The following is a 21,574-nucleotide window of genomic DNA, read 5'->3' as shown; positions in this document are numbered from 1 at the left end:
TCAGCACTCGACGATGTTGAGCGCCAGCCCGCCGCGGGCGGTCTCCTTGTACTTGTCCTTCATGTCCGCACCGGTCTCGCGCATCGTCTTGATGGCCTTGTCCAGCGGGACGTGGTGCCGGCCGTCACCGCGGACGGCCATGCGGGCAGCGGTGATGGCCTTGACCGAGCCGACGGCGTTGCGCTCGATGCAGGGGATCTGCACCAGGCCCCCGACGGGGTCACAGGTGAGGCCGAGGTTGTGCTCGATGCCGATCTCGGCGGCGTTCTCCACCTGCTCCGGAGTCCCCCCGATGACCTCGGCGAGGCCGGCGGCGGCCATGGAGCAGGCCGAGCCGACCTCCCCCTGGCAGCCCACCTCGGCCCCGGAGATGGAGGCGTTCTCCTTGAACAGCAGCCCGATCGCCGCAGCGGTGAGCAGGAACCGCACCACCCCGTCGTCGCTGTAGGAGTCGAGGAAGTCGCGGTAGTAGTGCAGGACGGCCGGCACGATGCCGGCGGCGCCGTTGGTCGGCGCGGTCACCACCCGCCCGCCGGCGGCGTTCTCCTCGTTGACGGCCAGGGCGTAGAGGGTGACCCACTCCATGGCGCGCAGCGCGTCACCCTCGTCCGGGTGCTCCTCCAGCTGGGCGCGCAGCGCGGCCGCGCGCCGCCGGACCCTGAGCCCACCGGGGAGGACTCCGGTCGTCCGCGTGCCGCGCTCCACGCACTCCTGCATCACCGACCAGACGTGCAGCAGTCCGGTGCGGACCTCGGCCTCGCTGCGCCACGAGAGCTCGTTGGCCAACATCACGTCACTGATGCGCAGTCCCGTCTCCCGGGTGCGCGCCAGCAACTCCTCACCGGTGCGGAAGGGGTAGCGCACCGGCGTGCTGTCCTCGACGACCACCGGGGCGCCGGTCTGGTCCTGGTCGAGGACGAAGCCACCGCCGACCGAGTAGTACTCCCGCCGGCGCAGCTGCGCCCCGTCGGCGTCGACGGCGAGGAAGAGCATGCCGTTGCTGTGGAACTCCAGCCGCTTGCGCCGGTGCAGCACGACGTCGTCGTCCACCGAGAACGCGATGGGGTGGTCACCGGCCAGGCGGAGCTTCCCCTCGCGGCGGATGGTCTCGACCCGCGGCTCGGCCGCCAGGGGGTCGACGAGGTCGGGCTGCTCACCCTCCAGCCCGAGGACGACGGCCTTGACGCTGCCGTGGCCGTGCCCCGTCGCGCCGAGTGATCCGAACAGCTCGCAGCGCACGCCGGCCACCCGCCCGAGGAGGCCCTCCTCCGCGAGACGCGAGACGAAGGCGCACGCGGCCCGCATGGGGCCGACGGTGTGCGAGCTGGACGGACCGATCCCCACCTTGAACAGGTCGAAGGCGCTGATGGTCATCCGTGCCTCTCTCTCCGCGGTTGTGTCAGGCACCACCTGCGACCGAGGTACACAGTTGGTATATCAGATGTACAGTAACCGTATGTCGATCCCTCTCAAGGGGCAAGCCCCGGTGGCCCTCAACCTCTACGATCTGCTGGTGACCGTCGCACCGTTGGATCTCGACCCGTCGGCTGCCAGGTCCCTCGCGGACAAGGCCTATGCGGCGATCCGGGACCGGCTGATCATGCTGACCATCCGTCCCGGCGATCCGATCGATGACGACGCGCTCGCGCAGGACCTCGGAGTGGGCCGCACCCCGGTCCGCGAGGCGTTGAAGCGACTGGAGGTCGACCGACTGGTCGTGTCGTACCCGCGGCGGGGCACGTTCGCGACCGGGATGGACATCTCCGATCTGGCGCACATCTCCGAGATCCGCGCCCAGCTCGAGCCGCTGGCCGCCCGTCGCGCCGCGGAGCGGGCCGCCCGGATGGGGTACGCCGAGCTCGAGGAGCTGGCCACCCGCATCGAGGACCTGGACGTCACCCGGATCGACCGGGCGGAGTTGATGCGCTGGGACCTCTCCGTGCACCGGACCATCTACCGGGCGGCCGGCAACCCGCACCTCGAGGACGTCCTCATCCGCTACGACAACCTGGCCACGCGGATCTTCTGCCTGTTCCTGGACCGCCTGCCCACGGTGGACGCGCACGTCGGCGAGCACGTGGAGTTGCTCCGAGCGATCGCGGCCGGCGACGCCGACCGTGCCGACGACCTCGCCCGTGAGCACGTCCTGGGCTTCGAGCGGGCGATCCGCGCGGTGATCTGAGGGAGGAACCCCTGCCCCGCGGGGAACACCGTCACCGCCCGTCGGCCCCTCTGCAGGGTCCCGCCGCGAGCTTGCGAGTGGTGGGGGCAGAGGGGTCCTTGTTCAGGCGGTGCCGACGGCGGCCAGGACCGTCAGGACGTCCCGCGTGGCGGCGACGTCGTGCACGCGGAGCACGGACGCCCCCCGCTGGACCGCGACGAGCGCCGCGGCCAGCGACCCGGGCAGCCGGTCCCCCACGGTCCGTCCGGTCAGCTGGCCGACCACGGACTTGCGGGACAGGCCCACCATGACCGGGAACCCCAGTCGGGTGAAGGCGTCGAGCGACGCGAGGAGGGCGACGTTGTGCTCCAGCGTCTTGCCGAACCCGAAGCCTGGGTCGATCACCAGGTTCTCCGGGCGGACGCCGGCATCGAGGCAGGCGACGACGCGCTCGGCGAGGAAGGCACGCACCTCGGCGACGACGTCCTGGTAACGCGGGTCCTCCTGCATGGTCTCCGGCGCGCGCTGCATGTGCATGAGGCAGACCGGGACACCGAGCTCCGCCACGGCCGCCAGGGCGCCCGGCCGCTGCAGTGCGCGCACGTCGTTGACCATGCTGGCCCCGGCGGCCACGGCGGCGCGCATGACCTCAGGACGCGAGGTGTCCACGGACAGCGGCACGGTGGCCTGACCGGCCAAGGCCTCGACCACCGGGACGACGCGGTCCAGTTCCTCCGTGAGGGTCGGCGGGCGTGCGCCGGGTCGGGTGGACTCCCCGCCGATGTCGATGAGGTCGGCCCCCTCGGCAGCCAGGGCGCACCCGTGCCGCACGGCCCGGTCGAGGCTGTCGAACAGCCCGCCGTCGGAGAAGGAGTCGGGGGTGACGTTGAGGATGCCGCAGACCAGGGGCCGTCCCGCGCGGAGGACCCGGCTGAGGGGGTGCGTCGAGGGGCCGGTGCCCGCGGTCGCGCGGTCCACCACGGCCGTGCCGGTCATCAGGGTGCTCCGTCCGCTCAGCCGCGCGAGGAGGCGACCGTGTGCCGCAACAGGAGCGCCGTGGTGACCGGGCCGACCCCGCCCGGGACCGGCGTCAGGGCGGCCACCCGCCCGGTGACCGAGCCGGCCTCGACGTCCCCGACCAGGCCTCCGTCGGGCGTCGGGTTGGTCCCGACGTCGATGACGACCGCGTCCTCGGCGACGTGCTCGGCCGTGATCAGCTCCGGACGTCCGACAGCGGCGACGAGCACGTCCGCGGTCCGGGTGACCGCGGCCAGGTCCTTGGTGCGGCTGTGGCAGACGGTCACGGTGGCGTCCCGCTGCAGCAACAGGTGCGCCGCGGGCTTGCCCACGACGGTGGAGCGCCCGACCACGACGGCGTGCGCCCCGGACAGCGGGACCCCGTGGTGGTCCAGGAGCGCGAGCACGGCCTCGGCCGTCGCCGGCGCGAAGGCGGGCAGGCCCGCGGCCAGCCGTCCCAGGCTGAGCGGGTTGGCGCCGTCGACGTCCTTGGCCGGGTCGATCGACGCGGCGAGGTCCTCGACGACGGCACCGGCCGGGAGCGGGGTCTGCAGGATGATGCCGTGCACCGCCGGGTCCGCGCTGAGGGCGTCCAGCTCGGCGCGGATCCGGTCCGGCGGCGCCGACTCCCCGAGGTCGACGACCGAGCAGGCGATGCCGGTCCTCTCCGCGGCACGGGCGATCGAGCGGACGTACCAGGCACTGGACTCGTCCGCCGTCGCCACGACGACGGCCAGCCGGGGCGGCGTCCCGGCCGCGGCCAGCTCCGCGGCCGCGGTGGCGACCTCGGCGCGGATGCCGGCGGCCAGCTCGGTCCCGCCCAGCGTCGCGGTCATCGGACCAGCCCGTCCCGGACGGCGGCGGTGACCTTCTCCGCCCGCAGGACGAGGTCGTCGACGGTGTCCACGACCGCGGCGAGCTCGCCCCGGATCGCCGGGTCCGGGATGCCGCCGAGGTTGACCTCCACGTTGACCCGGGCCGTCGTGGCCGCGGCCCGGGCCGCCTCGGCGGCCGCGGCGACGTCGCTGACCACGGTGCGGTTGCCGATCGGGAGGAGCTGCTCGGCCAGGCACAGCACCTGCTCGGCGACGGCGACGACGATCGCCGGCACGTGCGCCGCGCCGACCAGGGCCCTGGCGATGACCTCGGACCGGGCGGCGGCCTCGTCCGCGGTCCCCTTCGGGAGCCGGTAGGCCACGGTCACCGCGGTGAAGGCCGCGGCGTCCTCCTCGGCCAGGCCCAACGCGTTCTCGCGCAGCCGGTCCGCGGTGTGCGTGATGGTGGTGATCTCCTCGGCGTGGTCGGCGTACTTCGCGGAGTCGCTGTAGCGGGCGACCATCGCCACCAGGGCGGCGGCCTGCGCGGCGTGCAGTGCAGCGGTCGCCCCACCTCCCGGCGCGGGGACCCTGGCGGCGAGCTGCTTCAGGAAGGTCTCGATGGTGTCGGTGCGCATGGCGCTCCTCCGGGGGCGGTGTCGGGGGATGGACGGGGAGGCAGGCGGCCCCCTGGCCGGGCCCCGCCGCGAGCGGGCGAGTGGCGGGGCCCGGCCAGGGGACCTCCCTCAGCCCCGGATCCGGGTCATCTCGGGGTCGACGAGCGGCTCGGCGGCGACGGTCGCCCGGATGCGTTGGCCGAAGTACTCGATCTCGACCGCCGTGCCGACGGTCGCCGAGGCCGGCAGCCACGCGTAGGCGATCGGCCGGCCGACGGTGTGCCCGAAGGCGGCGCTGGTCACGTAGCCGGCCGGACGGCCGTCGACGAAGACCGGCTCGTGGCCGAGGACGACGCTGCGGCCGTCGTCGATCGTCAGGCAGGACAGCCGGCGGCTGATCCCGGCGTCGCCGAGCGCGGCGACGGCCCGACTGCCCACGAAGCCGTCCTTCTGCTTGCGGACGGCGAAGCCGAGACCGGCCTCGTAGGGGTTGTGCTCGGTGGTCATGTCGTGCCCCCAGGCGCGGTAGCCCTTCTCCAGCCGCAGGCTGCTGAAGGCCGCGCGGCCCGCGGCGATCACACCGAGGTCCTGGCCGGCGCGCCAGAGCACGTCCCACAGCCGCTGACCGTTGTCGGCACTGGTGTAGATCTCCCACCCCAGCTCGCCGACGTAGGACAGCCGCATCGCTGTCACCGGCACTCCCCCGATCCGGGCCCGCTTGGCGCGGAAGTACTTCAGCCCGCCGTTGGAGAAGTCGTCGGCGCTGAGCCGCTGGACGAGGTCGCGGGCCCGCGGGCCCCACAGGCCGATGCAGCACGTCCCGCCGGTGACGTCCCGGATCTGCACGCTGCCGTCCTCCGGCGCCTCGCGCCGCAGGTGGTCGTGGTCGAGCGGGCCGTTGGCCCCGACCTGGAACAGCTGCTCACCCAGCCGGGCGACGGTCAGGTCGCTGCGGATGCCACCGGCCTCGTCGAGGGCCAGCGTGTAGGTCACCGACCCGACCGACTTGTCCATCTCGCCCGTCGTCAGCCGCTGCAGGAGGTCGAGGGCCCCGGGGCCGCTGACCTCGAGCCGCTTGAGCGGCGTCATGTCGTACATCGCCACGGCGGTGCGGGTCCGCCACGCCTCGGCCGCCGCGATCGGGGACCAGAACTGCCCCGCCCACGCGTCGCGCTCCGGCGGCACCCACTCCGCGGGCAGCTCGTCCACCAGGCCGGCGTTGGCCTCGTACCAGTGCGGCCGCTCCCAGCCGGCCCCCTCGAGGAAGACCGCGCCCAGCTCCTGCTGCCGGGCGTGGAAGGGGCTGACCCGCAGGTCGCGGGGAGACAGCCGCGGCTGCAGCGGGTGCAGCACGTCGTAGATCTCGACGAAGTTCTGCTGGGAGGTCTCGCTCACGTACTCCGGCGCGAGCTGGACCTCCTCGAAGCGGTGGACGTCGCAGCCGTGCAGGTCGACCTCGCTGCGCCCGTCGACCAGCAGCTGGGCCACCGCCCGGGCCACCCCGGCGGAGTGGGTCACCCAGACCGCCTCGGCGATCCAGAAGCCCTTCACGTCGGTGGCCTCGCCGACCAGCGGGCCGCCGTCGGGGGTGAAGGAGAAGACACCGTTGAAGCCGGTGTCGATCTTCGACGAGCGCAGTGAGGGCAGCAGCAGCTGGCTCTGCTCCCACTGGGCGGCGAAGTCCTCCTCGGTGAAGGGCAGCATCGAGGGCATCGACTCCTCCCCGACTCCGTCCCCCTGCGGCAGCTCCCGCAGGTCGACCGGCATCGGCCGGTGCGCGTAGGAGCCGATGCCCAGGGAGTCACCGCGCTCGCGGTAGTAGAGGTCCTGGTCCTGGTGCCGGAGGATCGGCAGGCTGGCCTCGGTGAGCTCGTCGTTGCGCCCGACCAGCTCCGGCACCTGGCCGGTCCAGACGAACTGGTGGGCCAGTGGCAGCAGCGGCACGTCCATGCCGACCATGGCCCCCAGCTCCTGCCCCCAGAAGCCGGCGCAGGACACCACGACGTCCGCGGGGATGACCCCGTCGGGGGTCCGGACGCCGGTCACCCGGCCGCCGGTCTGCTCGATGCCCGTCACCCGGGTCGAGCCCTGGAAGCGGGCGCCGCGCGCCTCGGCGCGGCGGGCCAGCGCGACGACCGCCCGGGAGGCCTTGGCCAGGCCGTCGGTCGGGATGTGCAGCCCGCCGAGGACGCGGTCGCGGTCGACCAGCGGGTGCAGCCGCACGCACTCGTCCGCGTCGACCACCTGCGCCTCGACGCCCCAGGAGGTGGCCCAGCCCTGCTTGCGGTGCAGGTCCGTGAGCCGCTCCGGCGTGGTGGCCACCTCCAGGCCCCCGACCTGGTTGAAGCACCAGGCGCCGTCCACGTCGATGTCGGTGAACTTCTCGACCGTGTAGCTGGCGAACGCCGTCATCGTCTTGGAGGCGTTGGTCTGGAAGACCAGCCCGGGCGCGTGCGAGGTGGACCCCCCGGTCAGCGGGAGGGGTCCCTGGTCGACCACGGTGACGCGGTCCCAGCCGCGGGCGGTCAGCTCGTCGGCCAGGTTGGCCCCGACGATCCCCGCTCCGATGATGACCACACGAGGGGTGGTGGACATTGCTCTGCTCCTGACTGCTAGAAGATCACGGTCGGCCCCTCTGCAGGGTCCCGCCGCGAGCCTGCGAGGGGCGGGGGGCAGAGGGGTCCTTCATCAGCTGGTGGTGGGGGTGAACTCGAGGGCCGCGTCCAGCAGCCAGTCGGCGAGGTAGCCGGCGAAGGAGGACCGGACGAGGACGACGAAGTCCTCCCCGGCGTCGGACAGACCGAGCAGGACGATGCCCGCCTGGCCGAGGATCGTCTGCGCACTGCGGCCCCGCCCGAACACGCGCGGGTGCAGGTCGATCGAGCAGCCCGTGGCCAGGACGTCGCGCACCCGCGCACCGGTCAGCCGCAGACCGATCCGCTGGGCGGAGACGTCGGTCGCCGATCCCCCCAGCGGGAGGACGGCGGCGCGGACCCGGGCCTCGAGTTCCTCGGGCGACTCGGAGGTGCTGGTGAGCAACCACTCGTCCGGGCCGAGCCACACGGCCCGGCCCGTGCCGGCCGGCACCCAGGTGTTGGGGGTCGTCGGCAGGTCGACGCCCAGCGCCGCCGACGCCTCGGCGCCGACGGTGCCGAGCCGGACGTCGACCATCGCCACGAACGGTTCGGCGGTGATGCCGACGGTGGCGGGCAGGCGCGCGAAGGCGGCGGTCCAGGCCATGAGCGGGTGCCTGGCCTCCAGTGGGTGGGTGCGCAGCAGCTCAGCCATCGCGACGGGCTCCTTCGGGATCGACCAGCACCGGCCCGGTGACCTCGACCGGGACGAGGATGCCGTGGACGGGGACGTGGACGGTGTCACCGATGCGCTCCCGGCCGCCCTTGACCAGGGCGAGGGCGAACGGGCGCGCGAGCTCGGCGCTGCGGTAGCTGGAGGTGACGTGGCCGAGCATCGGGACCGGCGGCGGTGGCAGCTGGCCGTCGGCGCGGAACTCGACGATCTGCGAGCCCTCCGGCAGCACGGTCTGCCGGTCCACCGGCAGCAACCCGACCAGCTGCTTGCGCAGCGGGTCCTGGTTGGCCGGCCGGGCGAAGGACCGCTTGCCGACGAAGTCGGGCTTCTTCTTGGAGACGGCCCAGGCCATGCCGAGGTCGTGCGGGGTGACGGTGCCGTCGGTGTCCTGCCCGATGATCGGGTAGCCCTTCTCGGCGCGCAGGACGTGCATGGTCTCGGTGCCGTAGGGCGTGATGCCGTACGGGCGGCCGGCCTCGAGCAGCCGCTGCCACACCGGGACCGCGTACCAGGGGTTGACGTAGACCTCGAAGGCGAGCTCGCCGGAGAAGCTGATCCGGGCCAGCCGGACCGGCACCCCGTCGAGGGTCGTGTCCCGCCAGGTCATGAACGGGAAGGCCTCGGTGGAGACGTCCACCTGGGGGAAGACCGCGCCGATGACGTCCCGGGAGCGGGGGCCGACGACGGGGAAGGTGACCCACTGCTCGGTGACCGAGGTGCAGTGGACCCGCAGCTCCGGCCACTCGGTCTGGACCCACTCCTCCATCCAGTCGAGGATCCTCGCCGCCCCGCCGGTGGTGGTCAGGACGAGGAAGCGGTCCTCGGCCAGGCGCAGCACGGTGCCGTCGTCGATGACCATCCCGTCGACGCCGCACATGACGCCGTAGCGGACCGAACCGACCTTCAGGCTGCTGATCAGGTTGGTGTAGAGCCGGTCGAGCAGGACGGCGGCGTCCGGCCCCTGGACGTCGATCTTGCCGAGGGTGGAGCCGTCGAGGATCCCCACTCCCGTCCGGGCCGCGGCGCACTCGCGCAGGACGGCGGTCTCCATGTCCTCGCCGGGCTCCGGGTAGTAGCGGGGCCGCTTCCACTGGCCGACGTCCTCGAACACGGCTCCGGCCGCCACGTGCCACTCGTGCAGGGCGGTCGTCCGCTCGGGGTCGAACAGCGAGCCGCGGTCGCGGCCGGCCAGCGCGGCGAAGGCCACCGGGGTGTAGGGCGGGCGGAAGGTGGTGGTGCCGGTGTCCTGCACCGGGATGCCGAGGAGCTCGGCGGTGATGCCGGAGGTGAGGACACCCGACGTCTTGCCCTGGTCGTGCGCGGTCCCGATGGTCGTGTACCGCTTGATGTGCTCGATGGAGCGCAGGCCGGCGCCGACCGCACGGGCGATGTCGGCGACCGTGGCGTCGCGTTGCAGGTCGACGAACTGGCTGCCGCCGTGCGCGCCGGAGGTGTCCGGCACCCGCCACAGCACCAGCGGGGCGGCCGGGACGGCGGGCTCGGGGGCCGTGGGCAGCCGGTCGTCCGCGCCCGGCTCGATCGCCAGGTGCGACAGCGCCGCGCGGGCGACGCGCCGGCCGTCGGCCAGGCACCCGGCCAGGTCGAGGACCCCGGCGGCGGAGCCCGCGACCGAGAGCCCCTCCACCTGCTCGCCGGGGAGGAAGGCCCCGAGGGTCTCGTCGTAGCGGAGCCGGCCGCGGGCCTGGCTGAACAGGTGCACCGCGGGGTTCCAGCCGCCGCTGACCAGCAGCAGGTCGCAGGCGATCGCGCTGCCGGCGCCGACCTCCCCGTCGACGAACGGCGCGACGAGCGCGTGCGTGACCCGCTCGACACCGTGGGTCCCGGTCACGACCGCACCGGACAGGACCCGGATGCCGGCGCGCTCGCACTCCTCCCGGCGCTGCGGCGAGCCGGCCGGCCGGGCGTCGACCACGGCCTGCACCCGCACACCCGCGCGGGACAGGTCCAGCGCCGCGTCGTAGGCGCTGTCGTTGGTGGTGAAGACGACCGCCTCACGCCCGGGCAGCACGCCGTAGCGGTGCAGGAACGTCCGCGCGGCACCGGCGAGCATGACGCCCGGGCGGTCGTTATCGGTGAACACGACGGGGCGCTCGTGCGCTCCGGTGGCGATGACGATCGACCGCGCCCGGATGCGCCACACCCGCTGGCGAGAGACGTTCTTGGGTGCCTCGGCGCCGAGGTGGTCGGTGCGCCGCTCCAGCGCGAGGACGAAGCCGTCGTCGTAGCTGCCGAAGGCGGTGGTGCGCTGCAGGTGCAGCACCTCCGGGTGGCGGGACAGTTCGGCGACTGCGGCCGCGACCCAGGCCGGCGCCGCGACGCCGTCGAGCTGGTCGGTGCCCGACAGCAGTGAGCCGCCGGCCTCGGACTGCTCGTCCACCAGCGCGACGCGGGCGCCGGACCGCGCGGCGCTGAGGGCGGCGGCCAGACCCGCGGGGCCGGCCCCCACGACGAGCACGTCGACGTGGTGGTGGACGGCGTCGTAGCGGGCGGAGTCGGGGACGTCGGCCAGGCGACCCTGTCCCGGCAGGCCGCGGGCGACCAGCCCTTCGTGCAGCTCGAGCGTGGTGGCCAGCAGCATCGGCTCCGGGAAGGGCTCCTCGACCTGCACCAGGCCGCCCGGGTCCTCAGCCCACGCCGCGGCGATCCCGCGGGGCCGCCCCAGCTTGGTGCTCGTGGCGACCTGGTGCCGGCCGTTGGCCAGCAGCGCCGAGGCGAGCGTGTCGCCGGGGTGGCCGGGGAGGGTCTGCCCGTCGAAGGTGAACTCGATGGTGGTGGTGCGGTCGATGCGGCCGCCCGAGGCGGTGCGGAAGGGGCTGCTCATCAGGTCACCGGCTTCGGGTCATCGAGGCGGGAGACGCGCTCGAAGCGGTAGGTGGCGGTGTCGCGGATCGCGGTGAACCAGCGGCGGCAGCCGGCGCTGTGGTTCCAGCGCTCGGCGAAGCGGCCCTTGGGGTTGTCGCGGAAGAAGACGTAGTGGGCCCACTGCTCGTCGGAGAGCACGGCCGGGTCGGCCGGGTACGGCACGCCGGCCTGGCCGCCGTAGGAGAACTCGACCTCCTCGCGGGGGCCGCACCACGGGCATGCGATGAGTTGCACGGGGACTCCCTGGGTCAGTGGGCGACGGCGGCTGCGCCGTGCTCGTCGACGAGTGCGCCGGTGACGAAGCGGTCGAGGCTGAACGGCGCCACGGACGGGTGGGGCTCGTCGTGGGCGATGGTGTGCGCCAGGGCCCAGCCGATGCCGGGTGTGGCCTTGAACCCGCCGGTGCCCCAGCCGCAGTTGAGGTAGAGGTTCTCGTAGGGCGTGCGGCCGACGATCGGTGAGGCGTCGGGGCTGGTGTCGACGATGCCGCCCCAGGTGCGCAGCAGGTGCGCCCGCGCGAACACCGGGAAGAGCTCGACGGCGGCGGCCATCTGGCGCTCGATGATGTGGAAGGCGCCGCGCTGGCCGTAGCCGTTGTACGAGTCGACGCCGGCGCCCATCACCAGCTCGCCCTTGTGGGCCTGGGAGACGTACACGTGCACCGCGTTGGACATGACGACCGTGGGGTGCACCGGCTCGAGCAGTTCGGAGACCAGCGCCTGCAGCGGGTGGCTCTGCACCGGCACGCGGATGCCCAGCATGTCGGTGAGGACCGAGGTGTGGCCGGCCGCGCAGAGGGCGACCGTGCCCGCGGCGATGGTGCCGCGGGTGGTCTGCACCCCGGTGACCCGGTTGCCGTCGGTGGCGAACCCCGTGACCTCGCAGTCCTGGATGAGGTCGATGCCCGCCTCGTCGGCCCGGCGAGCGAAACCCCAGGCCACGTAGTCGTGCTTGGCGATTCCGGCGCGCGGCTGGTACGTCGCTCCCAGGACCGGGTAGCGGATGTCGGCCGACGTGTTGACGATCGGGCAGATCTTGCGGACCTCGTCCGGCTCCACCCACTCCGCGTCGACGCCGTTGAGCTTGTTGGCCTCGACGCGCCGCACGCTGTCGCGGACGTCCTGCAGGGTGTGGGCGAGGTTGAGGACGCCGCGCTGGCTGAACAGGATCGGGTAGTCGAGGTCCTCCTCGAGCCCCTCCCACAGCTTCAGGGCGTGCTCGTAGATGGTCGAGCTCTCGTCCCACAGGTAGTTGGACCGGATGATCGTGGTGTTGCGGGCCATGTTGCCGCCGGCGAGCCACCCCTTCTCCAGCACCGCGACGTTCGTGATGCCGTGGTTCTTGGCGAGGTAGTGGGCGGTGGCCAGTCCGTGGCCGCCACCGCCGACGATCACCACGTCGTAGGCGCGCTTGGGCTCCGCGTCGCGCCAGAGGAGGTCCGGGTGCTCCGGCAGGTCGGCGCCGGGGGGTCGAGGACTCATCGGCCGGCCTCCGTCAGGTCGGGGTAGAGCGGGTGTCGGTCGGCGAGCCGGGCGACCCGCGCGCGGAGTCCGGGGAGCTGCTCGTCCCCGGTCGAGGGCCGGAGCGCGGCGGCGATCACGTCGGAGACCTCGGCGAAGTCGTCGAGCCCGAAGCCGCGGGCGGCCAGCGCGGGGGTGCCGATGCGCACCCCGGAGCTGACCATCGGCGGGCGGGGGTCGAAGGGCACGGCGTTGCGGTTGACGGTGATGCCGACGGCGTGGAGCCGGTCCTCGGCCTGCCGGCCGTCGAGCGCCGACTCGCGCAGGTCCACGAGGACGAGGTGGACGTCCGTGCCGCCGCTGATCACGTCGATGCCGGCCGCGCGGGAGTCAGGAGCCATCAGCCGGTCGGCGAGGATCCGCGCCCCGGCGAGGGTGCGCTGCTGGCGCTCGCGGAAGGCCGGTTCACCGGCCAGCTTGAAGGCCACCGCCTTGGCGGCGATGACGTGCTCGAGCGGCCCGCCCTGCTGGCCGGGGAAGACCGACGAGTTGAACTTCTTGGCCAGGTCCGCCGTGGCCAGGATGACGCCGCCGCGCGGGCCGCCCAGGGTCTTGTGGGTGGTCGAGGTGACCACGTGGGCGTGCGGCACCGGAGAGGGGTGCAGCCCGGCGGCGACGAGCCCGGCGAAGTGGGCCATGTCCACCATCAGGAGGGCGCCGACCTCGTCGGCGATCCGGCGGAACTCGGCGAAGTCGAGGTGGCGGGGATAGGCCGACCAGCCGGCCACGATGAGCTTGGGCCGCCGCTCCACCGCCAGCTTCTCCACCTCGGCCATGTCGACCCGGTGGTCCTCGCGACCCACGTGGTAGGCGGCGACGTCGTAGAGCTTGCCGGAGAAGTTGAGCTTCATGCCGTGGGTCAGGTGACCGCCGTGGGCCAGGTCGAGCCCGAGGATGGTGTCGCCAGGGTCGAGCAGGGCGGACATCGCCGCGGCGTTGGCCTGGGCCCCGGAGTGCGGCTGGACGTTGGCGTACTCCGCGCCGAACAAGGCCTTCAGCCGGTCGATGGCGAGCTGCTCGATCACGTCGACGTGCTCGCAGCCGCCGTAGTACCGCCGGCCGGGGTACCCCTCCGCGTACTTGTTGGTCAGGACCGAGCCCTGGGCCTGCATGACCGCGACCGGGGCGCAGTTCTCGCTGGCGATCATCTCCAGCGTCGACTGCTGGCGGTGCAGCTCGGCGGCGATCGCCGCGAAGACCTCCGGGTCGGTGTCCTCCAGCGATCGGTCGAGCACACGGTCCGGAACGGCTTCAACCTGGACGACCATGCCGAAGTCCCTTCTGTCATGAAATAGAGCCGAGGACTGGTATATCAGTCGTGCAACACCGTAGGGTGGCTGCCGAGCGGGGTCAAGGGGTGCCGCCGAAGCGATCCCAGTCGATCTCCACCGCGATCGGCACCCCGCCCACCGAGAGCCCGCTGCGCCCCGTCGGCGCACCCCCACGAGAGGAGATCCAGCGTCATGGCCCATGAGGTGAAGGGCGTCGTCGCCCGCAGCAAGGGTGCTCCGGTCACCGTCGAGACGATCATCGTCCCCGACCCCGGCCCGGGTGAGGCGGTCGTGGACGTCCAGGCGTGCGGGGTCTGCGCGACCGACCTGCACTACCGCGAGGGCAACATCAACGACGAGTTCCCGTTCCTCCTCGGCCACGAGGCCGCCGGCCTGGTCTCCGCCGTCGGTGCGGGCGTCACCGACGTCGCCGTCGGCGACTACGTGGTCCTCAACTGGCGCGCGGTGTGCGGCGAGTGCCGCGCCTGCCGCAAGGGCGAACTGCAGTACTGCTTCAACACCCACAACGCCACGCAGAAGATGACCCTGGCCGACGGCACCGAGCTGTCCCCGGCGCTGGGCATCGGCGCGTTCGTGGAGAAGACGCTGGTCCACTCCGGCCAGTGCACCAAGGTCGACCCCGCCGCCCCGCCGACCGCCGCGGGCCTGCTCGGCTGCGGCGTCATGGCCGGCGTGGGTGCGGCCATCAACACCGGCGCGGTCCAGCGCGGCGAGAGCGTCGCCGTCTTCGGCTGCGGCGGCGTCGGCGACGCCGCGATCGCCGGCGCCAAGCTGGCCGGCGCGACCACGATCATCGCCGTCGACATCGACGACCGGAAGCTGGAGTGGGCCCGCCAGATGGGAGCCACCCACACCGTCAACAGCAAGAACACCGACGCGGTGGAGGCCATCAAGGGCCACACCGGCGGCTTCGGCGTGGACGTCGCGATCGATGCCGTGGGCCACCCGGCGGTGTTCGAGCAGGCCTTCTACGCCCGCGACCTGGCCGGCCGCGTGGTGCTGGTCGGCGTCCCGACACCGGACATGACGATCGAGCTGCCGCTGATCGAGGTCTTCGGCCGCGGCGGGGCGGTGAAGTCCTCCTGGTACGGCGACTGCCTGCCCTCCCGCGACTTCCCGATGCTCATCGACCTGTACCTGCAGGGCCGCTTCCCGCTCGACCAGTTCGTCACCGAGGCCGTCGGCCTGGACGACGTCGAGGAGGCCTTCGACAACCTGCGCCAGGGCGAGGTGCTGCGCTCCGTGGTGGTGTTGGACAAGTGACCGTGACGACGACGGGCCAGCGAGCACCGCAGCCGAGGAACGAGCGAACAGCGGAACGAGCGAGGAGTCGGGCCATGAGCACCGCGCGGATCGACAAGGTCGTCGTCAGCGGCGTCTTCAGCCTGGACGGGGAGGACTTCGCCGTCGACAACAACGTCTGGCTGGTCGGCGACGACAGCGAGGTGCTGGTCATCGACGCCCCGCACCGCGCCGAGCCGATCCTCGAGGCGATCGGCGGCCGCACGGTGACGGGGATCGTGCTCACCCACGGGCACAACGACCACATCACCGCCGCGGTCGACCTGCGTGAGGCCACGGGTGCGCCGATCTCGATCAACCCCGCCGACCTCATGCTGTGGAGGAGCGTCCACCCCGAAGCCCTGCCCGACCAGCCCGTCGGACACTGCACCCCCTTCTACGTGGCCGGGACGTTCCTGCTCTCGATGCACACCCCGGGCCACAGCCCCGGCAGCACCTCGCTCTACGCCCGCGACCTGAACACCGTCTTCACCGGCGACACGCTGTTCTGCGGCGGTCCCGGCGCCACCGGACGGTCCTACAGCGACCAGCCGACCATCCTGCACTCGATCCGCTCGTGCCTGCTGACCCTCCCCGAGGACACCGTCGTCAGGACCGGGCACGGCGACGACACGGTCATCGCCGCGGAGGTGGGCAGTGTCCGTTGAGATCCCGGGCCGGACCCGGGCGCCGACGGGATCGGGATCACCCACGGTCGACGGCCGGCCGACGCGGCAGCGGGCACGGGTGGCGCTGGAGCGGGCGCTGCGGGAGGCGAGCTACGAGGTCCTGCCGCTGCGCGGCGCCGAGGAGTCCGTCGTCGAGCACGTCCCCCGCTCCGTGCCGCTCACCGTGACCGTGACCGAGGCCAAGGGGCTGACGCCCACCCTGGAGTTGGCGGAGCGGTTGTCGGGCCACGGGTTCGCCGCGACGCCGCACCTGGCCGCGCGACTCGTCCGCGACAGGGGCCACCTGGACGACATCGTGGGTCGCCTGCGTGCCGCCGGGGTGGACGGCGTGTTCGTCGTCGGGGGCGACGCCGCCGATCCCGCGGGGACGTTCCCCGACGCGCTCTCGCTGCTGGAGGAGCTGGAGACCGCCGGCCACTCCTTCCGGCAGGTGGGGATCGGCGGCTACCCCGAGGGGCACGGACACATCAGCCCGGAGCTGATCGAGCGCGCCCTCGAACGCAAGGCGCCGCACGCCACCCACGTCATCACGCAGTTGTGCTTCTCCGCCGCGACGACGACCGCCTGGGCGCGGGAGGCGAAGCGGAGAGGGGTGGACCTGCCGATCCGGGTCGGACTCCCCGGCGCGGTGACCCGCCAGAAGCTGATCCGCATCTCGGCCACCCTCGGCCTCGGCCGGTCCGCGCGCTTCCTCACCAAGCAGCACGGCCTGTTGTGGCGCTTCTTCCTCCCGCACGGCTATCAGCCCGACCGTCTGGTCGAACGCCTCGCACCGACCCTCGGCGACCCCGGGCACGGCCTGCACGGTGTGCACCTGTTCACCTTCAACGAGGTGCAGCGGACCGAGGCGTGGCGACAGGCGTGGCTGACCCGCCTGGCGGACGCCGGGTGCGGAGACCGGTGAGACGACCGGTGAGATGACCGGTGACCGGACCGCGCCGGGCTGCGTCGGTGACGTCCCCTACGGGGGCGTCACCCTCCTCGGCTCACCAGGAGGCGGCCGCTACCCCAGTGCGAGCTCCCTGCTGATCAGGGGGACGGGCAGCACCGTGCTGGTGGACCCCTCGACCGAGGTCCACCGGCGCGGCGGGGTGTCAGGGGCAGTGGACCTGGTCGCCGTCAGCCATGCCCACGAGGACCACGTCGCGGGGCTCCACCTGTTCCCGGACGTGCCGGTCCTCGCCCATCCCGCCGAGGTCGGCGCCATCCGGTCCCCCGAGGCCCTGCTCGCGGGCTTCGGGCTGGGCCGGGAGGAGGCCGCGGTCTTCCGGGAGGAGCTCCGCGACACGTTCCACCTGGCCGGGCACCAGCACGTCGGCACGGTCGAGGACGGCGACGTCCTGGACCTCGGCGGCCGGACGGTGACCGTCCTGCACCTGCCGGGGCACACCGCGGGTCACTGCGGCTTCCTCGTCGAGCCCGACGGCTTCCTGTTCCTCGCGGACATCGACCTCACGTCCTTCGGCCCCTACTACGGCGACCTGTCCAGCAGCCTCGAGGACTTCGAGGCGTCGCTCGCGCGCCTGCGGGAGGTGGAGGCGCGCTGGTACGGCACGGCCCACCACGTGGGCGTGCTCGAGGGGCGTCCGGCCTTCCACGCCGCGCTGGACCGGTTCGCCGCGGTCATCCGGCGCCGGGACGGGAGGCTGCTGGAACTGCTGCGGCAGCCGCGCACGCTCGCGGACGTCGTCGCGCGCCGGCTGGTGTACCGGCCGCACGTCCGGTCGCCGCTGGTCGACGCGGTCGAACGGCGGACCGCCCTCCTGCACCTGGAACGACTCGAGCGCCTCGGCCTCGTCGTCGCCACCGAGGGCGGCTACCTCGCGGTGTGACCGACGGCGAGGCACCCGCGCTGCGGGGCCGGGAGGACGTCGTCCTCCCGGCCCCGCAGCGGTGCGTGCCAGCTCAACGTGACAGGCGCTGCGTCAGCCACTCGTGGAAGGCACCGATGTGGTGCTCGGAGGGCACGAGGACGCCGCCGTTGGCGTAGGCACGAGAGGACATGGCCGGCTGGGTCCGCTCACAGGCCGCGAAGTCCTGCTCGTTCACCCGGTGGAACAGCTCCACCGACCGCGACACGTCCCTGCCCGACTCGACGACGTCGTGCGTGTACAGCCAGTCGCACTCCACGATCGTCCGGTCGGCCGAGACGGGGAACATGCGGTGGAAGATGACGTGGTCCGGGACGAGGTTGATGAAGACGGTCGGTTTGACCGTGATCGCGTAGTAGCGCCGGTCGTGGTCCTCGTCGACGCCCGGGAGCCGGTCGAAGCCCTCGCCGCCGTCCACGGTGAAGCCCTTGACGTCGTCCCCGAACTCCGCGCCGTGCCCGACGAAGAACTGCGCCGCGTAGCCGTCGGCGAACTCGGGGAGCACCTCGGTGAGCTCCGGGTGGATCGTCGCGCAGTGGTAGCACTCCATGAAGTTCTCGATGATGAGCTTCCAGTTCGCCTGGACGTCGTAGGTGACGCGGCGCCCCACGGACAGCGAGTCGAGGTCGTAGTGCTCGATCGCCTCCACGCTCCCGAGGCGCTCGACGACGTCGCCCATGACGTCGTGCTCGAAGGACGGTGGTTCCTTCGCCAGACACACCCAGGCGTACCCCAGCCACTCACGCAGCGCCACGGTCACCAAGCCGTACTCGATCCGGTCGATGTCGGGCATCTTGGTCAGGTTGGGGGCCGCGATCAGCTTGCCCTCGAGGTCGTAGGTCCACGCGTGGTACGGGCACCGGAAGGCCCGGTTGGTCGCGCCCGACTCCTCTGTACAGATCTGCGCACCCCGGTGCCGACAGATGTTGAGGAACGCGCGTAGCTGCCCGTCCCGGCCGCGGACCACGAGGACGCTCTCGCGGCCCACCTGGACCTTCTTGAAGGAGCCGGGCTTCGCCAGGTCGCCCGATCGCACGGCGCAGAACCACATGTCCTCGAAGACGTGGGACTGCTCCAGCGCGAACACGGCGGGGTCGGTGTAGTAGTGGCCCGGCAGCGTGGAGATGAGGCTCGCGGGCTGTTCGGTGGTGGTCATACGGCACCTCTGGGTTCCGTCGGCGATCGGAGGGACGCCGGGAGTCGGACAACGCAGATGTCTGCGACTGGCCACGGTCGTCATCCGCCAGCGAGCTCTGGACGACCGGTGTGTTGCACATTACACAGCGGGTCGCGCAAGACGCAACGAACCACGCGGCATCAGCGACGAGCCCGAACCGGACGTGACACCACGCCGGCTCCGCGCCGGCAGGACCGGCCGCCGGTCGATGAGCGCCACCCACCTCTGCCCCGGCTCGCGACGACCCGCCTCGGCGGCGACGCCGCGCCGGATCAGTCGCGCTGACCGAAGAAGCCGAGCCTCCTGCTCAGCTCCTCGGCGCCCGCCACGACGTGCCGGGCGAGCCGCGGGAAGTCCTGCGCGTCCATGCGGAAGGACGGCCCCGACACGCTGAGCGCCGCGATGACGTCTCCATCGGCACCCCGGACGGGTGCGGCGACGGCACTGAGGCCGACCTCGAACTCCTCGGCCGTCGATCCCCATCCCTGCTCGACGATCCGGTCGAGGTCCCGTTGCAACGCCTCGGGATCGGTGATGGTGGCCGGGGTGTGGCGCGGCAGCTCCCGGGAAAGCACGCCCTTGCGGATGGCGTCGGGAGCGTGGGCCAGGAGCACCTTGCCGCTCGACGTCGCGTGCAGAGGGGTGCCCTGGCCCACCCAGTTGTGGGTGCTGAGCGCCGCCGGCCCGCGGGCCTGGCTGACGTTCACCGCCCGGTCGCTGTCCAGGATCGCGATGTTGACCGTCTCCTCGAGGTCGGCAGCTAGCGACTCGCAGATCCGGCGCCCCTGCTGGGCGATGTCCAGCTGCGCCGCAGCGGCGCCGGCCAGGCGCACGACCCCGAAGCCCAGCCGGTACTTGCCCCGGTCGGCCAACTGCTCGACGAAGCCCCGGCTCTCCAGCACCGCGACCAGCCGGAACGCGGTGGACTTGTGCACACCGAGCTCGGCAGCCACCTCCGTGACGCCGGCCTCTCCGTGGGCCGCCAGGATCTCGAGGACGCTCAGCGCGCGGTCCACGGACTGCACCGCGGCAACCGAACCACGCCCGGCGTTCACACTCTGCGGCCCACTCATGGCCTCAGGGTAGGTCTCGGCCCGCTGGGCGCCGTCGTCTCACTTGACGGCGCCCAGGTGCGCGACGATGCTGTTGCGCTATCAGCAGTGAGTTGCGCTGGAAGCAACAAACGCCGCTTGGAGGGCCCCATGATCCCGGTCTGCCCCACGACCGCGCTGCCGCCCGGCGAGGCGATCCGAGTCGACGCCGACGAGCCCATCGCGGTCTTCAACGTCGACGGCGACTTCTACGCGATCGACGACACGTGCACCCACCAGGACGCGTCGCTGGCCGATGGCTGGGTGGACGGCTGCGCCGTCGAGTGCCCCCTGCACGCCTCCTGCTTCGACCTGCGCACCGGGAAGGTGTCCGGCCCGCCGGCCAAGACACCGGTCGGCACGCACCGGGTCGTCGTCCAGGACGGCACGATCTACGTGCAGCCGGGGACCGCCGCGGACGGTGCCGCATGAGCCCCACGATCGCCGTGGTCGGAGCCTCGCTGGCCGGCCTCTCGGCTGCGCGCGCGCTCCGCGACCAGTCCTATGACGGCCGCATCGTGGTCATCGGCGACGAGGTGCACGCCCCCTACGACCGCCCACCCCTGTCCAAGGGCTTCCTGGCCGGCACGGCGTCGCTGGAGGACATCACCCTGGGCGCACCCGACGATGCGGAGCTGCGCCTCGAGTGGCGGCTGGGCACGACGGCGGTCGGCCTGGACCACCGGAGCCGCTCGGTGCTGCTGCACGACGGCAGCGAGGTGCGGGCCGACGGCGTCGTCCTCGCCACCGGGGCCCGCGCTCGGCGCCTGCCCGGGGGGAAGGGGCTCGACGGTGTGCACGTGCTGCGCTCGTTGGACGACGCGATCGCGCTCCGGGTGGACCTGGCCACGGCCGAACGGCTCGTCGTCATCGGCGCCGGCTTCATCGGCGCGGAGGTCGCCTCCACGGCCCGCACGCTCGGGCTCCAGGTGACCGTCGTCGAGACCCAGCCCGTCCCGCTCGCCGGTCCCCTGGGCCCGGAGATGGGTGGCGTCTGCGCGGAGTTGCACGCCGACCACGGCACCCGGCTGCTGACCGGCACCGGGGTCGCGGGGCTGGTCGGCACCGGCAGGGTCGAGGCCGTCGACCTGACTGACGGCACGCGCCTGCCCGCCGACGTGGTGGTCGTGGGCATCGGCGCCACGCCCAACACCGAGTGGCTGGCCGACTCCGGCGTGGCCCTCGGCAACGGCGTCCTCACCGACGCGCGCGGCGCCACCACCATCCCGGGCGTGGTCGCCGTCGGCGACTGCGCCGCGGCGTGGTCGGCCTCCCACGGGCGGCACGTCCGCATCGAGCACTGGACCCACGCACTGGAGCAGCCCGCCGCCGCGGTCGCCACCCTGCTGGGCACGGGAGGGCCGGCGCCCACCCCGGTCCCCTACTTCTGGTCCGACCAGTACGGCGCCCGCATCCAGTTCGCGGGGTCGCGTCGAGACGGTGACGTCGCCCGCGTGGTGGAGGGCAGCTGCGCCGACCGCAGCTTCCTGGTGGCCTACGAGCGCGACGGGCACCCCGTTGCCGTCCTCGGGATGAACCAGCCGCGCCTGTTCACCCGGTGGCGCCGGCAGCTCCGCTCGGCCGTGCCGGCGACGTCCTGACGCTCCACCCCCCGCCGCGGGCGGGCGGCCCACGGCCGTAGCTCATCACCCTCGGACCGCCGTCGCTTCGGTGACGGCGGTCCGCGGCGGTGCGCATCGACTCGGTGAGCAGTTCCGCCGCGCCCCGGCGGGCATCTCCGATTTCGTCACACCGTTTTCAACGGGCGGTGTCGGGCCCGGTGCGGCAGGCGGAGCCTCCCGGCACCGGAGCGACACGCAGCAGCTCCGGTGCCGGGAGGCCCTCACCCGC

The 21,574-nt window shown here is 72.9% G+C and carries 19 protein-coding genes; 7 read left to right on the top strand and 12 right to left on the bottom strand.

The annotated features are described in order from the left end of the window. Entirely contained in the window at positions 1 to 1,374 is a 1,374-nt protein-coding gene (locus CRP39_RS15420; RefSeq protein ID WP_097207253.1) for an L-serine ammonia-lyase, read from the bottom strand. Positions 1,375 to 1,456: 82 nt separating this feature from the next. On the opposite strand from CRP39_RS15420, the gene CRP39_RS15415 reads away from it, so the two are divergent. Further along, positions 1,457 to 2,182 (top strand): GntR family transcriptional regulator, encoded by a 726-nt coding sequence (locus CRP39_RS15415; protein WP_245853899.1) that lies wholly within the window; start codon positions 1,457 to 1,459, stop codon positions 2,180 to 2,182. A 102-nt stretch (positions 2,183 to 2,284) separates the two neighbouring features. Here the strand turns inward: CRP39_RS15415 and folP are convergent, their stop codons facing one another. The 9 genes from folP to glyA form a co-directional block, all read right to left on the bottom strand. Next, entirely contained in the window at positions 2,285 to 3,157 is an 873-nt protein-coding gene (folP, locus tag CRP39_RS15410) for a dihydropteroate synthase (protein ID WP_097207251.1), read from the bottom strand. A 17-nt stretch (positions 3,158 to 3,174) separates the two neighbouring features. Continuing rightward, on the bottom strand, positions 3,175 to 4,014 hold the full coding sequence (locus CRP39_RS15405; RefSeq protein WP_097207250.1) for a bifunctional 5,10-methylenetetrahydrofolate dehydrogenase/5,10-methenyltetrahydrofolate cyclohydrolase: 840 nt from the start codon (positions 4,012 to 4,014) through the stop codon (positions 3,175 to 3,177). Continuing rightward, positions 4,011 to 4,631 (bottom strand): cyclodeaminase/cyclohydrolase family protein, encoded by a 621-nt coding sequence (locus CRP39_RS15400; RefSeq protein WP_097207249.1) that lies wholly within the window; start codon positions 4,629 to 4,631, stop codon positions 4,011 to 4,013. The genes CRP39_RS15405 and CRP39_RS15400 overlap by 4 nt, the downstream gene beginning before the upstream one ends. Positions 4,632 to 4,739: 108 nt before the next feature. After that, positions 4,740 to 7,205 (bottom strand): GcvT family protein, encoded by a 2,466-nt coding sequence (locus CRP39_RS15395; protein WP_097207248.1) that lies wholly within the window; start codon positions 7,203 to 7,205, stop codon positions 4,740 to 4,742. Between the two features lie 93 nt (positions 7,206 to 7,298). Beyond that, positions 7,299 to 7,898, bottom strand: a complete 600-nt coding sequence (locus CRP39_RS15390) for a sarcosine oxidase subunit gamma (RefSeq protein WP_097207247.1) — start codon at positions 7,896 to 7,898, stop codon at positions 7,299 to 7,301. Beyond that, positions 7,891 to 10,761 (bottom strand): 2Fe-2S iron-sulfur cluster-binding protein, encoded by a 2,871-nt coding sequence (locus tag CRP39_RS15385; RefSeq protein WP_097207246.1) that lies wholly within the window; start codon positions 10,759 to 10,761, stop codon positions 7,891 to 7,893. Before CRP39_RS15385 ends, CRP39_RS15390 begins: the two co-directional genes overlap by 8 nt. Further along, a complete protein-coding gene (locus tag CRP39_RS15380; protein ID WP_097207245.1) occupies positions 10,761 to 11,036 on the bottom strand; it encodes a sarcosine oxidase subunit delta in 276 nt (91 codons plus the stop codon). The genes CRP39_RS15385 and CRP39_RS15380 overlap by 1 nt, the downstream gene beginning before the upstream one ends. A gap of 14 nt (positions 11,037 to 11,050) precedes the next feature. Then, positions 11,051 to 12,283, bottom strand: a complete 1,233-nt coding sequence (locus CRP39_RS15375) for a sarcosine oxidase subunit beta family protein (RefSeq protein WP_097207244.1) — start codon at positions 12,281 to 12,283, stop codon at positions 11,051 to 11,053. Continuing rightward, positions 12,280 to 13,590: a serine hydroxymethyltransferase gene (gene glyA, locus CRP39_RS15370; protein WP_097207243.1), complete on the bottom strand. Its 1,311-nt coding sequence runs from the start codon at positions 13,588 to 13,590 to the stop codon at positions 12,280 to 12,282. The genes CRP39_RS15375 and glyA overlap by 4 nt, the downstream gene beginning before the upstream one ends. Before the next feature lie 195 nt (positions 13,591 to 13,785). Between glyA and CRP39_RS15365 the strand changes: the two genes are divergently transcribed. From CRP39_RS15365 to CRP39_RS15350, 4 genes are all read left to right on the top strand, one after another. Further along, on the top strand, positions 13,786 to 14,877 hold the full coding sequence (locus tag CRP39_RS15365) for an S-(hydroxymethyl)mycothiol dehydrogenase (RefSeq protein WP_097207242.1): 1,092 nt from the start codon (positions 13,786 to 13,788) through the stop codon (positions 14,875 to 14,877). A gap of 74 nt (positions 14,878 to 14,951) precedes the next feature. Beyond that, positions 14,952 to 15,563, top strand: coding sequence for an MBL fold metallo-hydrolase (locus CRP39_RS15360; RefSeq protein ID WP_097207241.1), 612 nt, complete (start codon positions 14,952 to 14,954; stop codon positions 15,561 to 15,563). Continuing rightward, positions 15,553 to 16,488 carry a methylenetetrahydrofolate reductase gene (locus tag CRP39_RS15355; RefSeq protein ID WP_097207240.1) on the top strand — a complete coding sequence of 312 codons (936 nt, stop codon included), beginning with the start codon at positions 15,553 to 15,555 and terminating at the stop codon, positions 16,486 to 16,488. The genes CRP39_RS15360 and CRP39_RS15355 overlap by 11 nt, the downstream gene beginning before the upstream one ends. 13 nt (positions 16,489 to 16,501) lie before the next feature. After that, complete coding sequence (locus tag CRP39_RS15350; RefSeq protein ID WP_097207239.1) at positions 16,502 to 17,416, top strand: MBL fold metallo-hydrolase; 915 nt, start codon at positions 16,502 to 16,504, stop codon at positions 17,414 to 17,416. Between the two features lie 73 nt (positions 17,417 to 17,489). Here CRP39_RS15350 and CRP39_RS15345 read toward each other — a convergent pair whose 3' ends face one another. Both CRP39_RS15345 and CRP39_RS15340 read right to left on the bottom strand, forming a co-directional pair. Beyond that, positions 17,490 to 18,611, bottom strand: coding sequence for an aromatic ring-hydroxylating oxygenase subunit alpha (locus CRP39_RS15345; RefSeq protein ID WP_097207238.1), 1,122 nt, complete (start codon positions 18,609 to 18,611; stop codon positions 17,490 to 17,492). A 293-nt stretch (positions 18,612 to 18,904) separates the two neighbouring features. Then, complete coding sequence (locus CRP39_RS15340; RefSeq protein ID WP_172442462.1) at positions 18,905 to 19,705, bottom strand: IclR family transcriptional regulator; 801 nt, start codon at positions 19,703 to 19,705, stop codon at positions 18,905 to 18,907. 129 nt (positions 19,706 to 19,834) lie between these two features. Here CRP39_RS15340 and CRP39_RS15335 point away from each other — a divergent pair, with 129 nt between their 5' ends. Beyond that, positions 19,835 to 20,155, top strand: coding sequence for a bifunctional 3-phenylpropionate/cinnamic acid dioxygenase ferredoxin subunit (locus CRP39_RS15335; protein ID WP_097207237.1), 321 nt, complete (start codon positions 19,835 to 19,837; stop codon positions 20,153 to 20,155). Then, positions 20,152 to 21,324, top strand: a complete 1,173-nt coding sequence (locus tag CRP39_RS15330) for an NAD(P)/FAD-dependent oxidoreductase (protein ID WP_097207236.1) — start codon at positions 20,152 to 20,154, stop codon at positions 21,322 to 21,324. Before CRP39_RS15335 ends, CRP39_RS15330 begins: the two co-directional genes overlap by 4 nt. The last annotated feature ends 250 nt before the right edge of the window (positions 21,325 to 21,574 follow it).

The sequence above is a fragment of the Geodermatophilus sabuli genome (assembly GCF_900215145.1).
Lineage (GTDB): Bacteria > Actinomycetota > Actinomycetes > Mycobacteriales > Geodermatophilaceae > Geodermatophilus > Geodermatophilus sabuli.
The sequence above is the reverse complement of the archived record's forward strand: the minus strand, read 5'-3'. Positions and strand labels throughout refer to the sequence as shown.